We start from the raw sequence: 15,073 nt of genomic DNA on the forward strand, positions 1-15,073 counted from the left end.
CCCGCCTCGCCCGCGCCACAGAACACAGATCCCGTCGGTGCCGACCACTCCGGTGTTTCCATCGCTCCCGAGGACTCCGCGCACGCCCATGGTTCCGCCGGTCTCGTCCACGCCGTCGGACCCCGGGACAGCACGGGCACCACCGGTGCGGAGGATCCGGTCCACTCCATCGGGTCCGCCGATGCCGCGCGCTCCGGCGACCCCCTTCGCTCCGACGCACCCGTCGGCTCCGGAGCCCCCGCGGACTCCGGCCGAACGGCTCCTCCCACCGACCCTGAGCGGTGCGCCGAACCGTCACCGGCCCCAGCCGCCCCGGAACCCTCCCGCCCCGCGCGGGAGAGTCCACGCGACGCGACGGACGCGCCCTCGCCCGTCAGCGAAACGGTGGTGTACCGCACGGCCGCGGCGCCGACCCCGACCGGTACGGCGTTGCGGGTCGTCGGCAACGTCTCGACCGGAATCCTGGCGGTGCTGTGCGTCGTGGTGCCGGTGCTGCGCCTGTCCGTCGGCTGGCCCCGCTTCCCCGTCCCCTACGAAGGCCAGCGGCGGCGCGGCTCCGGGGACGGGCCACCCTGACCCCCACCGCGACACCGCGCCGCCGCGCACACGACCGGGCCCGGGGCCTCAACCGCCCAGGGCCCGGGACAGCAGCTCGGCGGCCATCGGCACGATGCCGATCAGCACGAACGCGGGCAGGAAGCACAGACCCAGGGGCGCCACCACCAGCACGCCCAGCCGCTCCACCCGGGCCGTCCCCCGGGCCCGCAGGGCCCGGCGCAGATCGACCGCGTGCCGGTCCAGGAGGTCGGCCACCGGTGCCCCGGTGTCGGCGGCCCGGGCCAGGTCGCGCCCCACCGGGACGAGGGGCTCGGGCAGCGCCGGACGCCGCCACGCCTCGGCGGGGGCGGCGCCCAGACGCAGTTGCTCGGCCACCGCCGCCAGTTCCTCCCCCAGCCTCCCCCGCGTCGCTCGGGACACCGCCGTGAGGCAGGCGGGCACCGTTGCCCCGGCGCGGATGCCCGAGGCGAGCAGACCGATCACCACGGGCAGGTCGGCGGTCACCGGCAGCCGTCGCGAGCGGGACCCGGCGCTCCCGCGGGCGCGTACCCACAGGGCGGCGCACACCCCGGCCACGACGACGCCCCCGGCCGCGCCGAACAGGGCCACCGCGACGGTCAGCGCGAACGCCCCCGCCAGCGTCGGCCCCAGCAGCCGGACCGGCGGCCCCGGCCCGGCCGGAGCACGGGAGGGCGGACGCAGTTCGCGCGCCGTTCCCCCGCCCAGCAGTACCCACACACACGCGGCTCCCAGGACCGCGGCGGCCGTCAGGAACATCCGTCCTCCCTCTTCCTTCTCTCCCGTGCTCCACAGCGGCCGGAGCGATGCCGACCGTGTCCAGCCGTTCCTCCCCCCGGGCCCGGCTCGACGGCCGGTGCCCCAGGCCCTGGTCCCGAGCCCCGGGCCCGGGTCCCCGGCCGAGGCGCCCGGACGGGGTTCCGGACAGTTCCTCGACCAAGTCCCGGGTCCGCCGTCCGGGCGTCCGACCCAGGTCTGCGGACCGGAGTCCGCCGACAGGCGCCCGGACCAGACCCCGGCCGAGGCACCCGGACCAGACCTCCGGTCAGCACCCCGGACCGGGGTCCGCCGCCCGAGTCCCGGGCCCGGGCTCCGTCAGGGAAAGGCGGTCGCCGAGCGCACCATGCGCAGCGTCCACCAGGCCCCCAGAACGTCCAGGGCCACCCCGCCCACCAGGCAGGCCAGCCCCAGCGGCGTGGTGAACAGGAACACCAGCGGCGATCCGCCCAGCCCCGAGGCCAGCAGCAGTCCGACGGCGGGCAGGGCGGCCAGCACGATCGCGGTGGTGCGCGGACCTGTGGTGCGCGCGGCGGCCTCCGTGCGCTGCTCCTCCTGCTCGGTGAGGTTCGCGGCCAGCGCGTCCACCACCTCGGCCAGACCCGCTCCGGTGTCCGCGGCCACCTCCCAGCACACCGCCAGGTAGGCCAGGGCCCACAGGTCCGGTTCGCGCTCCGCCTCGCGGCGCAACGACTCCGCGTCGGTCAGGGCGCCCACCAGCGGGCCCGCCTCGGCGGCGGAGATCCGCAGGGCCTCCTCCGGCGGCTGCCCGGCGCGCAGTTCGGCGGCCAGCACCCGGCACAGCACCACCACCGCGGCGCGGCGCCGGGCGCCCTCACCGGCACGGGCCGCCAGCGCCCGCCAGTCCACGGACCACGACACCGGGTGCCGGGGCCGGGGAAGGAGGGACGCCAACCGGCTGCGCCGCGTACCGGGGACCAGGCACAGCAGCACCAGGCCTCCCGAACAGGCCACCACCGCGGTCACCACCGGCGCCACCCCTCACCCAGGCGGGCGGCCACCTCGCCCGCCCCCGCGTGTTCCCGGCGGCTGCCGTCGGGGCCGAAGGACACCGCCGGCACCGCGTCCACCAGCCCGTCCGAACCGCGTCTGAGCACCCGCAGTTCGGCCAGGCGCCGTCCGCCGGAGCCCCGGACCAGGTGTACGACCATGACCCTGGTGGCGGCCAGCTGGCTGTGCACGGCGGCCCGGTCCAGCCCGGCCGCGCACCCCAGCGCCTCCACCCGCGCGGGCACGTCGCCCGCGCCGTTGGCGTGCAGGGTCCCCGAACCACCTTCGTGCCCGGTGTTCAGGGCGCCCAGCAAGGACACGATCTCCGGCCCGCGCGCCTCGCCGACCACCAGCCGGTCCGGGCGCATCCGCAGAGCCTGCCGCACCAGGACCTCCAGCGACACCTCGCCGCTGCCCTCGATGTTGGGCGGTCGGGTCTGGAGCCGGACCACGTGCGGATGCTCGGGCCGCAGCTCGGGGGAGTCCTCGGCCAGGACGATCCGCTCCCCCGGGTCCACCAGGGAGAGCAGGCACGACAGCAGGGTGGTCTTGCCCGTGCCGGTGCCCCCGCTGACCAGGAACGGCACCCGCGAGGCCACCAGGGACCGCAGCAGTTCGGCCCCGCACGGGGTGACCGTTCCCCGTTCGGCCAACCGCTCCAGGGTGAACACCCGCCGGGGCGGCAGCCGCAGCGACACGCACGCCCCGGCGGGCGCCACCGGCGGCAGCACCGCGTGCAGCCGCGCACCGTTGGGAAGCCGGGCGTCCACGTAGGGCACGGCCGCGTCCAACCGCCTCCCCGCCTGCGCCGCCAGCCGCTGGGCCAGTCGGCGCACCGCGTCCGCCGACTCGAAGCGCACCCCGGCCCGGCGCAGTCCCCCGCCGTCGTCCACCCACACCTCGTCGGGGCCGTTGACGAGGATGTCGGTGACTCCGGACGTCATGAGCTCCTCCAGCGGTCCCGCCCCGGACAGGTCGGCGGCCAGACGGCGGGTCATGGACAGCACCTCGGTGTCGCCCAGCAGACCTCCCTCGGCGCGCAGCGCCGCCGCGACGCTAGACGGGCTCACCGGCACCCCGGACGCCACCAGGCGGTTGCGCACGGCCTCCACCAGGGGGCTCACCGGAGCTTCTCAGGGGCGGGCAGGCCCGCCACGACCCGGTCGGCGAACCGGGCCAGGGGCGAACGGGGATGGCGGGCGGGCACGTCCCCCGCGGCCAGCGACCGGGCCAGCCCCGGCTCGGACGGCAGGTCCGCGCCCAGGTCCACCTTCAGGGTCCTGGACACCACGTCCGCGCTCAGTTCGCCCCGGGCGCCGCGCACCACCAGACGCACGGCCCGCGTCTCCTCACGCAGCCGGGCGACCGTCCTGGTCGCCGCCACCACCGAGGGCACGTCCGCCGGGACGACCACGAGCACCAGGTCGGACCGGTTCAGGAACACGGTGGTGGCCGGGTCGAAGGAGCGCGGCAGGTCGGCCACCACCAAGTCGGTTCCGTCCCTGGCCGAGGACAGCACCGCGCGCACGGCGCCCACGGGAAGGGGGCCGGTCGGCTCCCTTCCGCGCGTCCAGGTCAGCACCGACACCCGGGAGGTCCCCGGCAGTCCGGCGCGCAGGTCGCGCCAGCGCACCCGTCCGCGCCTGCGCAGCAGGTCTCCCCAGCCAGTCCACCGCTCGGGACCGGGGGAGGGGCTCCGGTCGCATCCGAGGTAGACGTCGGAGCCGCATCCGAACGGGTCGGCGTCCAGCAGGGCGGTGGAGCGTCCGGCGCGCTCACCGGCCAGGGCGATGGCCACCGCGAGCAGGCTGGCCCCGGCACCGCCCCGGCCGCCGACCACCGACACCGTGGGCGCCGGAGCCCGGCCGGGGGAGGACGCCTTCGCGATCAGGTCGACCAGCAGCGCCTCGTCCCGGGGCAGCAGGAGCACGCGTGCTTCCCGCGACCCCCGGGGGGAACCCTCCCCGGCGGCGTCCGGGGCCGGGTCCTCCACGGGAACGCCCGGCCGGTCCCCGGCCACGCGTGTGCCCGAGGCCGGGTGCTCCGCGGCGGGGCCCGGCCGATACGCCTGCGCGGGGACGTCCGGCCGATACGTCTCCGCGGGGAAGTTCGGCGAGGAGCGCTCCGCGGGAGTGCCCGGCCGGTACGCCACCTCCGGACCGCCCGGAGGGGAGCCCTCCGCGGGGACGCCCGGCGGGTACCCCTCTGGAGGAAAGCGCGGCCGGGGCACCGCGGCGACCGGTGGCGCGTCCCCCGACGGGCTCCCGTCGGCGGCGGCTTCCCGGGGGTCCCGTGTCACGACCACGTGGCGGCCCGGCGGAGGGTCGGCGGACCGCAGGAGTGCGCGCAGGTCGGCGCCGACCACGACGAGCGGGGCGCGCGGCCACAGGCTCAGTGCCCGGTCGAGCGTGTGGGCGACGGCGACCTCGGTGGAGGCGGCGGTGGCCAGCCTGAGGAGGTCGTCGAGGAGGAGGGGGTCGGCGGTCGCGAGCAGGGGCCGGTGCTGGACGTCCATGGGACCTCCCGGGTCGAGGGCTTTCCTCGACCTTCGCCGACCGGGCACGGCGGCGAAAGCCCCGATTCGAAGCTGTGGACAACGTCGGCGGGGCGGGTCCGTGCGGGGAGGCCGGGCGTCGCACAAGGCGGGCGACCAGGTTCGTCGGAGACCCGGACCAGCCGGTGCCGGGCCCGTTCGCGGTCCGGTTCACCTGACGGGCGGGATGCGTATACGGGGGCGGATACGCACCCCTGCCCGACAGGCGGGACGAGCGGACGCGGGGACTCGCCTCCACAGGGGGAGAAGGCCGCCACGCGGGGTCCGGTCCCGGGGGGTAGGACCGGGTCCGCTCTCTGGTGAGGGTCGGCGGAGAGACGTGCTCTCGCGACCACCGGAAGGCACACGGACGTCATTCGGCGAAGAGGGATACCACCGCAACGCGAAATGGGGCGCGTACGGCGGAGGCGTGAAGCGGCCCGCCCTCTTGGGAACGACGGGACAGACGTTACCACGCAGAGTTCCGTATCGGTTCTGGAATCAAGGGCAAAAATTCGGGTCAACCGCCTTTTCGGCGCCGGAACATCGGCGTAGAAAGAAAGCAGTCGGTGGCTGAGAACCACCCCGACACGACAACCGGGAACCCACGCGCCACTTGGCCCCGTGAGGCCCGTCTAGATCGGACAGGACGGTGTCCTGCCTGGTCAGGCTAGGGAAATGGACGCCTGCTAACCCGGCGGAACGTGTCGGAGGCGGCGCCCCGGGAGACAGGACGGGGCGCCGTTCGTCGTGTGCGCGCGCAAGGGCCGCGCGTCCCCCGTTCCCTTGCGGAACCGGCAAGCGTGATCGAACCGATACTTTTCCTGAACCTACCGGTCGGTAAATAAACGATTAGTGTTCAACCTTTCGGACACGCACAGTTGTCGGCCGTCAAAAGTTGTTGCCCTTTCCCGACTTCTCCGTGCGCCCCGCGTACCGCCGAGGCGTCCGACCCGTCCGTGCGCCCCGCACAACCCCGCCCGCCCCCGGACATCCGGCCCGGGAGCGGGGGAACGGGGACCGGAGCCCCGCGCTCAGCCGCGCTTGAGGGCCTCACAGGTGGCCAGCGAGTCCTGCGCCCCCGCGCGGACCGCGCGGCAGCAGTACGCCACCCACCCGGCGACGCCCTCCGGGGTGCCGCCCATGTACCCGCGCAGCGCCGGCCCGTACTCGTCCCGCAGCGTCCGGTGCCCGAGCTCCGAGGGCACCAGCGACTTGGGGTCCAGGCCCCGCTCCACCAGCGTCAACCGCTCGGCCGCGCGCGCCACCAGGCCGTCGCCCCACCCGAACGGCCGGACCGCCATCAGCTCCCCGTGCACCAGGGCCGACATCACCAGCGCGGGGACCGACGTGCGCACGCCCAGCAGCGAGTACAGCCCCTCCAGCCGGGCCATCGCCGTCTCCGGAGCCGGGGCCGGGCCCAGTCCCAGGGGGTCCTCGACGCGTTCCCCGGCCCTGCGGGGGCGCCCCAGCGCGTCCGCGGACACCGCGTCCGCTGCGGCCAGCGTGTGCAGCCGGGCCAGGGCCTGGCGCGGCGCCCTCGGCCAGGTGTCCACCAGGCCCCCCAGCTCTCCGGACACCCGCAGCGCGCCCTTGACGCGCGTGTCGTACACGTGCCCCTCGCGGATCTCCTCCATCGAGACCTCGGCGCCCTCCAGCGCCGCCGACGCGACCGCGCCGCGCAGCGCGGACTCCATGGACACGTCGCTGCTGCGGCGGCGCAGCACGCGGTGTCCCAACAGGCGGTCGACCAGGGTCCGTGTCTCGGCGACCGCGTCGGCCACACCGGGCAGTTCGGCGATCCGGGCCAGCGGGTCGGACGCGGGAGAAGAAGTCGGTTCGCTCACGGAGAACAACACTACGCGCCGGTAACACGGGAGGCCCACACCGGCGGGCCGGGTCGGCGGCCGCACCGACGGCAACGCGCGAACCGGCCCCCGCGACCGCTCGTCGCGGCAGGGCGACCGTTCGCCGCCCGTTCGTCGCGCGCCCGGCCTTCCCCGCCGCTGGACGCCACCCCGGCTGTTCACGGGTTGTCGCACCACATGATTAATTGGGTGTGAACCAGCCTACGTAAGGAGAATCACAGTGGCCGACAGCACTCCCGCGAGCCAGGAGACACTGTCCAACCTTCTCCACGAGACGCGCAGCTTCCCTCCCCCGGAGGCGCTCGCCGCCGACGCCAACGTCAAGGCCGACGCCTACGCCAGGGCCGAAGAGGACCGTCTCGGCTTCTGGGAGGAGCAGGCCCGCAGGCTCCAGTGGGAACAGCCCTGGGACACCGCCCTGGAGTGGAACCCGCCCTTCGCCAAGTGGTTCGTCGGGGGGAAGATCAACGCCTCCGTCAACTGCGTGGACCGCCACGTGGCCAACGGCCTCGGCGACCGGGTCGCCTACCACTGGGAGGGCGAGCCCGGCGATACCCGCACCATCACCTACGCCGAGCTCAAGGACCTGGTCTCCCAGGCGGCCAACGCCATGACCGGACTCGGCGTGCGCAAGGGCGACCGCGTCGCCATCTACATGCCGATGATCCCCGAGACCGTCGTGGCCATGCTCGCCTGCGCCCGGCTCGGCGCCGTCCACATGGTCGTGTTCGGCGGCTTCTCCGTGGACGCCCTGGGCCAGCGCCTCGACGACAGCCAGGCCAAGCTCGTGGTCACCGCCGACGGCGGCTACCGCCGCGGCAAGGCCAGCGCCCTCAAGCCCGCCGTGGACGCCGCCGTCGCCGACCGCCCCTCGGTCGAGAACGTCCTCGTCGTCCGCCGCACCGGCCAGGACGTCGAGTGGACCGACCGCGACGTGTGGTGGCACGACGCCGTGGAGTCCCAGAGCACCGAGCACACGCCCGAGGCGCACGACGCCGAGGACCCGCTGTACATCATGTACACCAGCGGCACCACGGCCAAGCCCAAGGGCATCCTGCACACCACCGGCGGGTACCTCACCCAGGTCGCCTACACCCACTGGGCGGTCTTCGACCTCAAGCCCGAGACCGACGTCTACTGGTGCGCCGCCGACATCGGCTGGGTCACCGGCCACTCCTACATCGTCTACGGCCCGCTCGCCAACGCGGCCACCACCGTCCTGTACGAGGGCACCCCGGACACCCCGCACAAGGGCCGCTTCTGGGAGATCATCGAGAAGTACAAGGTCACCATCGCCTACATGGCCCCCACGGCGATCCGCACCTTCATGAAGTGGGGGGACGACATCCCCGCCAAGTTCGACCTGTCCAGCCTGCGCGTCATCGGCTCGGTGGGCGAGCCCATCAACCCCGAGGCCTACGTCTGGTACCGCAAGAACATCGGCGGTGACCGCACCCCGGTCGTGGACACCTGGTGGCAGACCGAGACCGGCGCCGTCATGGTCAGCCCCCTGCCGGGCGTGACCTCCGGCAAGCCCGGCGCGGCCATGCGGGCCATCCCCGGCATCGTCGCCGACGTCGTGGACGAGCAGGGCGAGTCCGTCCCCGACGGCGAGGGCGGCTTCATCGTCATCCGCGAGCCGTGGCCGTCCATGCTCCGCGGGATCTGGGGCGACCCCCAGCGCTACAAGGACACCTACTGGTCGCGCTTCGAGGGTCTGTACTTCCCCGGTGACGGCGCCAAGAAGGACGTGGACGGCGACCTGTGGCTGCTGGGCCGCGTGGACGACGTCATGCTCGTCTCCGGCCACAACATCTCCACCACCGAGGTCGAGTCCGCGCTGGTCTCCCACCCGCGGGTGGCGGAGGCCGCGGTCGTCGGCGCCACCGACAAGGTCACCGGCCAGGCCATCGTCGGCTTCGTGATCCTGCGCGGCGGCGAGGAGGAGGTCCCCGAGGACCTGGTCCAGGAGCTGCGCAACCACGTCGGCACCTCGCTCGGCCCGATCGCCAAGCCCGCCCGCCTCCTGGCGGTGCCCGAGCTGCCCAAGACCCGCTCGGGCAAGATCATGCGGCGCCTGCTGCGCGACATCGCCGAGAACCGGGCCGTCGGCGACACCTCCACGCTCACCGACTCCTCGATCATGGAGGTCATCGCCAAGCAGTTGCCCTCCGCCAAGCGGGAGGACTGAGCCGAGGGGCCCGCGCGGGCCCCTCGTCCAGCGGTGAACGGCGCTCCGGACCGGGGCGCCGTTCGCTGTCTCCCCTCTCTCCCCCGCGTCATCCGGTCCGCGGACCCGTGGCCGCCGCGCCCGCCGCCCGTGCGACCGAAGGCGGCGGCGCCGTTGTGCGTGCCGTGAGAGACGTCCGAGACGGGGTATGTGCGAGGATGCGGAGGATCATCCGTGCGTTCGGACCGAGAGAAGGGAACCTCCACGATGGCGGAGAAGCCGGGTACCGGTGAACCTGGCGCCACCAGGGACACCGACCGTTCGATCAGCGAACTGGTCTCAGACGCCACGGGCAACATCTCCCGTCTGGTCAGCCTGGAGATCAAGCTGGCCAAGCTGGAGGCCAAGGCCGACGCCGCCAAGATCGGCAAGGGCGTCGCCGGTTTCGCCGTGGTCGGAGTCCTCGCCCACATCTTCGTCATCCTCCTCTCGGTGACCGGGGCCTTCGTCCTGTACGAGGTCGCCGGGCTCCCCGGCTGGGCCAGCTTCGGCATCGTCACCCTCGTCTACCTGCTGCTCGCCGCGGCCGTCGGGCTGTACGCGATCGCCACCCTGCGCAAGCGGGAGGGCCTCCAGCGCACCGCGCTGACCACCTCGCGCTTCGCCGGCATCCTGCGCGGCGACATCCGCCCGCCCTCGAACGCCGTCGAGACCGCCGAGGCGTCCGCTCCCGCGACCCGGTAGGCCCGCGCGTTGTTGGACGACTCGGCCGCCTACGTCGACGGCCCCTGGACCCACAGGACCGTCAGCGCGGCGGGGGCCCGGTTCCACGTCGCCGAGGCCGGTGACGGGCCGCTGGTGCTCCTCCTCCACGGCTTCCCCCAGTTCTGGTGGGCCTGGCGCGCCCAACTGACCGCGCTCGCCGACGCCGGTTACCGCGCGGTCGCCGCGGACCTGCGCGGCTACGGCGCCAGCGACAAGACCCCGCGCGGCTACGACCTCGTCACCCTCGCCCAGGACGCCGCCGGACTGGTCCGCGCCCTCGGCTCGCGGGACGCGGCCGTGGTCGGGCACGGCCTGGGCGGCCTCGTCGCCTGGACGATGACCGCCTACCACCCCGGCACCGTGCGAGCCCTGGCCGCGGTGTCGTCGCCGCACCCGCTGCGCGCGGCCCGCGTCCTGGCCTCCGGCGGCCCCGGCGTCCGCCACATGCTCCGGGCGCAACTGCCGATCCTCCCCGAGCACCGGCTCCTGAGCGACGGGTGCGAACGCGTGGGCGACCTGCTCCGGGCGTGGTCGGGCCCCGGCTGGCCCGACACCGAGGCCGAGGAGCACTACCGCCGCGCCTTCGCCATCCCCAAGGTCTCCCACTGCTCCCTGGAGAGCCACCGCTGGATCTTCCGGTCGCGCTGGCGCACGGACGGACTCCGCTACAACGCGCGGATGCGCCGTGCTCCCGTACGCGTCCCCGTCCTCCAGCTCCACGGGTCCCTGGACCCGGTGTGCCCGCCCGGACCGGCACGCGCCTCACAGGGCCTGGTGGCGGGGGCCTACCGTTGGAGGCAGGTTCACGGCGCGGGACACTTCCCGCACGAGGAACGGCCGGAGGAGGTCTCCCGCGCGCTCGTCGAGTGGCTCGCGGAGGTCTCGACGGGAAGGCGGACGGAGTCCTCGCAGGCGAGGGGGAACGGCGGTGGGGCACTGATGGCGACGGAGACCGCGGACGGACACCGGGAGTCCGGGGGCCGCGGAGGCGGGCGGGACCGCAACGAGACCGGGCAGGCGCAGAACCAGCGCCCCCGGGACCGGTACGGACGCCCGATGCCGCACGGGAGCAGGGGCGAGGTGGAGCGGGTACCCGACGACGCCGAGTTCTCCGCGGAGGAAGGTCTGGAGGAGGCCCAGCGGCTGCTCGACGACGGATACGCTTTCACCGCCCACGAAGTCCTCGAAGCCGTGTGGAAGTCCGCGCCCGAACCCGAGCGGGAGCTGTGGCGCGGCCTCGCCCAGACGGCGGTGGGGGTCACCCACGCGCAGCGCGGCAACATGATCGGCGCGGCACGACTGCTGAGGCGGGGCGCGGACCGCGTGGAGCCGTTCGGACCGGACGCCCCCCACGGGGTGGACGTGGCGGGGGTGGCGGCGTTCGCCCGCGCCCTGGCCGACGACCTCGACGCCGGGCGCGCCCGTTCGGGTGACGGGATCGACCCTTCGGGGATGCGCCTGCTCGGCGGGTAGCCGCCGAACAGCCCGTCCTCCGGCCGACGCGGCCGGAGGACGGGCGGGCGTCGGCGCACCCGCCCGCGACTCCCGCCGCGGACCGGCGGCGGGTCCCTCGGAGGGCCCCGTGGCACCAGCACCTCCTGTGAACAGTGAGGTCCGTGTGACCTGCGGGGCTTATTCCCTTTTTGTGGGCTTATGCACGCTTTAGCGTTAACATCGTATTGCAGCATTATGAGATGTTATATAAGCTGCATATCACCGAAAAAGACATTTATCCTTTTCCTGAGATCACCGGAAGATCACATCTTCGGATTTTCTTGAGGAATGGCGGGCTCGGCTCTCACCTTTCTTTGTCGCCGTGCGTAGACTCCCCGGATCACCGCCCGTGAACACGCGGCACGGGCGGTACGCACCACAACCAAAGGTGGCACCGCTTCGACCCCGCCAAGCGTGCCGTCGAGCCAGCTCAGGCTCCTTCCGGACGGCGGTACGTCCACGGCCGCGAGGACCGGCGCCCACAGGGCGAGCCGTTCCGCGCGTTCTCCCGTGGACGGGGCCGAAAAGGTCGTGCCCGTCTCAAGGAGGACGGATTGTCTGGGCTCAACCTCGCCGCTGAAGGCGGCATGGCCCTATCACTGGCAGGCACCGACTTCACCCTCGTCATCATCGTCATGGTGGTGGCCCTTCTGGCACTCGCCGTCGCGGGCGTGCTGGTACGTGAGGTCCTCGCCGCAGGGCAGGGCACAGAGCGAATGCGCGGCATCGCGCTCGCGGTGCAGGAAGGAGCGGCGGCCTACCTCAAACGACAGTTCCGCACCCTCGCGGTCTTCGTCGTCCTCATCCCGCTCCTGCTGCTCCTGCTCCCCGCCGACTCGTGGGCCATCGCGATCGGCCGGTCGGTCTTCTTCGCCCTCGGCGCCCTGCTGTCGGCGGCGACCGGCTTCATCGGCATGTGGCTCGCCGTGCGCGGCAACGTCCGGGTCGCCGCGGCCGCCCGCGGAGGTGACGACGCCTCCAACCGCACCGCCATGCGCATCGCCTTCCGCACCGGCGGCGTGGCGGGCATGATCACCGTCGGCCTCGGCCTGTTCGGCGCGGCCGTCGTCGTCCTCCTCTACCGGGGCGACGCCCCGATCGTCCTGGAGGGCTTCGGCTTCGGCGCGGCCCTCCTCGCCATGTTCATGCGCGTGGGCGGCGGCATCTTCACCAAGGCCGCCGACGTCGGCGCCGACCTCGTCGGCAAGGTCGAGCAGGGCATCCCCGAGGACGACCCCCGCAACGCGGCCACCATCGCCGACAACGTCGGCGACAACGTGGGCGACTGCGCCGGCATGGCCGCGGACCTGTTCGAGTCCTACGCGGTCGTGCTCGTCGCCTCGCTGATCCTCGGCCGCGTCGCCTTCGGCACCGAGGGACTCGTGTTCCCGCTCCTCGTCCCCATGATCGGCGTGCTCACCGCCATCGTCGGCATCTTCCTGGTCGCCCCCCGCGCCAGGGACAAGACGGCGATGTCGGCGATCAACCGCGGGTTCTTCATCTCCGCGGCGATCTCCGCCGTACTCGTCGTCGGCACCGCCTTCTGGTACCTGCCCTCCAGCTTCGACCAGCTCTCCGGAGTCAGCCCGCAGGTCCTGGCCGAGATCGAGGAGGCCGGGACCAACCCGGACCCGAGGATCCTCGCGGTCGCGGCGGTCCTCATCGGCCTCGTGCTCGCCGCCGCCATCCAGTTGCTCACCGGCTACTTCACCGAGACCGACCGGCGCCCCGTCCGCGAGATCGGCGACAGCTCCGAGACCGGCGCGGCGACCGTCATCCTCTCCGGCATCTCCGTCGGCCTGGAGTCGGCCGTCTACTCCGCCCTCCTCATCGCCGGAGCCGTCTACGCCGCGTTCCTGCTCGGAGGCGGCTCCATCACCCTGAGCCTGTTCGCCGTCGCCCTCGCCGGAACCGGCCTGCTCACCACCGTCGGCATCATCGTGGCGATGGACACCTTCGGACCCGTCTCCGACAACGCCCAGGGCATCGCGGAGATGTCCGGCGACGTGGAGGGCCCGGGCGCGGAGATCCTCACCGGGCTCGACGCCGTCGGCAACACCACCAAGGCCATCACCAAGGGCATCGCGATCGCGACCGCCGTCCTGGCCGCGACCGCGCTCTTCGGCGCCTTCCGCACCTCCGTGCAGGCCCAGCTCGGCGACGCCGACGAGGCGTTCTCGCTCTCGCTGGACCAGCCCGACGTGCTCGTCGGCGTCATCATCGGCGCCAGCGTGGTGTTCTTCTTCTCCGGACTCGCCATCATGGCGGTCGGCCGGGCGGCGGGCCGCGTGGTCATGGAGGTGCGCGACCAGTTCCGCACCCGTCCGGGGATCATGGACGGCACGGAGAAGCCCGAGTACGCGCGCGTGGTCGACATCTGCACCAAGGACTCGCTGCGGGAGCTGGTCACCCCGGGCCTGCTGGCCGTCCTCGCGCCGATCGCGGTCGGCTTCGCCCTCGGCTACGCCCCGCTGGGCGCGTTCCTGGGCGGCGCCATCGCCGCGGGTGTGCTCATGGCCGTCTTCCTCTCCAACTCGGGCGGCGCCTGGGACAACGCCAAGAAGCTCGTCGAGGACGGCCACCACGGCGGCAAGGGCTCGGAGGCCCACGCCGCCACGGTCATCGGCGACACGGTCGGCGACCCCTTCAAGGACACCGCGGGCCCCGCCATCAACCCCCTGCTCAAGGTGATGAACCTCGTCGCCCTGATCGTGGCGCCCAGCGTGGTGATCTACGCCGACAACGTCGTCCTGCGGGCGGGGATCGCGGCGGCGGCCGTCGCCGTGCTCGTCGGCGCGATCCTGTGGTCCAAGCGCCGCGGGGGAGGCACCGAGACCGACCTCGCCGAGACCGGCGGCCGGTCCGCGCCCAAGGGAGCCCCGGAGACCGGTGGAGGGGCCTCGCCGAAGGGTGGGGTCTCCGCGGCCGGGGACGGCGGTGTCGGCGAGGACACCGCCGACGGCGCCGACGACCGCAAGGAGGAGGCCCGCGCCGGAGAGGGGAAGTAGGAGGGAGCACCGACCTCCGCGGCCGCCCGGGTATCCCCCGGGCGGCCGCGCCCGTGTTCGGGCGGGGCCTAACCTGGGAACACAGCCGAGCGAGCGAAGGGGTGGTTCCCGGTGTCCGGGATGAAGGGACTGTTCGTCATCGTGGGTGTCATGGTGGCGTTCATCGCGGCCCTCTCCGTCGTCGCGACGGCGGTGTCCCCGTGAGCGGCGCGCGGCGGCTGCTGCTGATGCGGCACGCCCAGGCCGAGAACGGCTTCGAGGACTTCGAACGCGGTCTCACCGACCGGGGCCGGAGCCAGGCGGAGGCGGTCGGCCGCCTGCTCGCCGAGCGGGGGTACGTGCCCGACCACGTCATCTGCTCCGCGGCCAGGCGGACACGGCAGACGCTGGACGGTGTGCTCGGGGCCATGGAACCGGGGGTCCGCCCGGAGGTGGACTACTCCGAGGCGGCGTACTCGGCGGGGGTGGACACACTCCTGGAGCTGGTGAACCAGGTGGATCCCGGCGCGGGAACGGTCCTGGTCGTCGCACACAACCCGACGGTGGCCCAGCTGGCCGGTGCCTTCCTGGGGAGCCCGGCCGCCTACCCGCCGGCCACGGTCGCGGCCGTCGAGCTGGAGGTGGAGTGGCTCTACGCCGCCCCGGGAACCGGTTCCGGCACACTGCTGAACTAGTGTGACCCAGGACACGCCGACTTCGAGTTGCCAGACCCCCGGCCCGCGGGTAATGTACTCCGAGTCGCCTCCGAACGGCCCAAGGTCGAGAGGGGCTGCGACACCCTTCCGAGCGAAACGAACGCGATCTTCCGCGGGCGTGCCGGATACCCCTTCTTCCTCCGAATCACCGTTCCGAGCACTGCTTCGGTGCGGGT

At 73.5% G+C, this 15,073-nt stretch carries 11 protein-coding genes and 1 pseudogene; 7 read left to right on the forward strand and 5 right to left on the reverse strand.

The window, feature by feature from the left end; translation table 11 throughout:
- The first annotated feature begins 387 nt into the window (after positions 1–387).
- The gene (locus ACSTA4_RS00695; RefSeq protein ID WP_444962070.1) at positions 388–576 is read left to right on the forward strand and encodes a hypothetical protein; all 189 of its coding nucleotides are present in this window, start codon (positions 388–390) and stop codon (positions 574–576) included.
- Between the two features lie 48 nt (positions 577–624).
- Here the strand turns inward: ACSTA4_RS00695 and ACSTA4_RS00700 are convergent, their stop codons facing one another.
- The 5 genes from ACSTA4_RS00700 to ACSTA4_RS00720 all read right to left on the reverse strand — a co-directional run bounded on the left by ACSTA4_RS00700 (position 625) and on the right by ACSTA4_RS00720 (position 6,744).
- Positions 625–1,335 (reverse strand): type II secretion system F family protein, encoded by a 711-nt coding sequence (locus tag ACSTA4_RS00700; protein WP_444962071.1) that lies wholly within the window; start codon positions 1,333–1,335, stop codon positions 625–627.
- Between the two features lie 336 nt (positions 1,336–1,671).
- The gene (locus ACSTA4_RS00705; RefSeq protein WP_444962072.1) at positions 1,672–2,352 is read right to left on the reverse strand and encodes a type II secretion system F family protein; all 681 of its coding nucleotides are present in this window, start codon (positions 2,350–2,352) and stop codon (positions 1,672–1,674) included.
- On the reverse strand, positions 2,337–3,488 hold the full coding sequence (locus ACSTA4_RS00710) for a TadA family conjugal transfer-associated ATPase (RefSeq protein WP_444962073.1): 1,152 nt from the start codon (positions 3,486–3,488) through the stop codon (positions 2,337–2,339). Before ACSTA4_RS00710 ends, ACSTA4_RS00705 begins: the two co-directional genes overlap by 16 nt.
- Positions 3,485–4,879 carry a septum site-determining protein Ssd gene (ssd, locus tag ACSTA4_RS00715; RefSeq protein ID WP_444962074.1) on the reverse strand — a complete coding sequence of 465 codons (1,395 nt, stop codon included), beginning with the start codon at positions 4,877–4,879 and terminating at the stop codon, positions 3,485–3,487. Before ssd ends, ACSTA4_RS00710 begins: the two co-directional genes overlap by 4 nt.
- Before the next feature lie 1,052 nt (positions 4,880–5,931).
- Positions 5,932–6,744 (reverse strand): hypothetical protein, encoded by an 813-nt coding sequence (locus tag ACSTA4_RS00720; protein ID WP_026115380.1) that lies wholly within the window; start codon positions 6,742–6,744, stop codon positions 5,932–5,934.
- 241 nt (positions 6,745–6,985) lie between these two features.
- Here ACSTA4_RS00720 and acs point away from each other — a divergent pair, with 241 nt between their 5' ends.
- The 6 genes and pseudogenes from acs (at position 6,986) to ACSTA4_RS00750 (ending at position 14,876) form a co-directional block, all read left to right on the forward strand.
- Positions 6,986–8,956, forward strand: coding sequence for an acetate--CoA ligase (acs, locus tag ACSTA4_RS00725; RefSeq protein WP_416029976.1), 1,971 nt, complete (start codon positions 6,986–6,988; stop codon positions 8,954–8,956).
- Positions 8,957–9,202: 246 nt separating this feature from the next.
- Positions 9,203–9,679 (forward strand): phage holin family protein, encoded by a 477-nt coding sequence (locus ACSTA4_RS00730; protein WP_047867802.1) that lies wholly within the window; start codon positions 9,203–9,205, stop codon positions 9,677–9,679.
- Positions 9,680–9,793: 114 nt separating this feature from the next.
- A pseudogene (locus ACSTA4_RS00735) lies at positions 9,794–10,543 on the forward strand (alpha/beta fold hydrolase); the annotation flags it as partial.
- Positions 10,544–10,639: 96 nt separating this feature from the next.
- Positions 10,640–11,173, forward strand: coding sequence for a DUF309 domain-containing protein (locus ACSTA4_RS00740; protein WP_444964067.1), 534 nt, complete (start codon positions 10,640–10,642; stop codon positions 11,171–11,173).
- Positions 11,174–11,781: 608 nt separating this feature from the next.
- Positions 11,782–14,202, forward strand: coding sequence for a sodium-translocating pyrophosphatase (locus ACSTA4_RS00745; RefSeq protein WP_248774751.1), 2,421 nt, complete (start codon positions 11,782–11,784; stop codon positions 14,200–14,202).
- Positions 14,203–14,402: 200 nt separating this feature from the next.
- The gene (locus ACSTA4_RS00750) at positions 14,403–14,876 is read left to right on the forward strand and encodes a SixA phosphatase family protein (RefSeq protein WP_444962075.1); all 474 of its coding nucleotides are present in this window, start codon (positions 14,403–14,405) and stop codon (positions 14,874–14,876) included.
- Positions 14,877–15,073: the final 197 nt, after the last annotated feature.

The organism is Nocardiopsis sp. M1B1 (assembly GCF_052466615.1).

Excerpts from the sequence above, each read along its gene's own strand:
- ACSTA4_RS00730 (WP_047867802.1), top strand. The coding sequence starts at position 9,203 with ATGGCGGAGAAGCCGGGTACCGGTGAACCTGGCGCCACCAGGGACACC.
- ssd (WP_444962074.1), bottom strand. The coding sequence starts at position 4,879 with ATGGACGTCCAGCACCGGCCCCTGCTCGCGACCGCCGACCCCCTCCTC.
- ACSTA4_RS00745 (WP_248774751.1), top strand. The coding sequence starts at position 11,782 with ATGGCCCTATCACTGGCAGGCACCGACTTCACCCTCGTCATCATCGTC.
- ACSTA4_RS00700 (WP_444962071.1), bottom strand. The coding sequence starts at position 1,335 with ATGTTCCTGACGGCCGCCGCGGTCCTGGGAGCCGCGTGTGTGTGGGTA.
- ACSTA4_RS00740 (WP_444964067.1), top strand. The coding sequence starts at position 10,640 with ATGGCGACGGAGACCGCGGACGGACACCGGGAGTCCGGGGGCCGCGGA.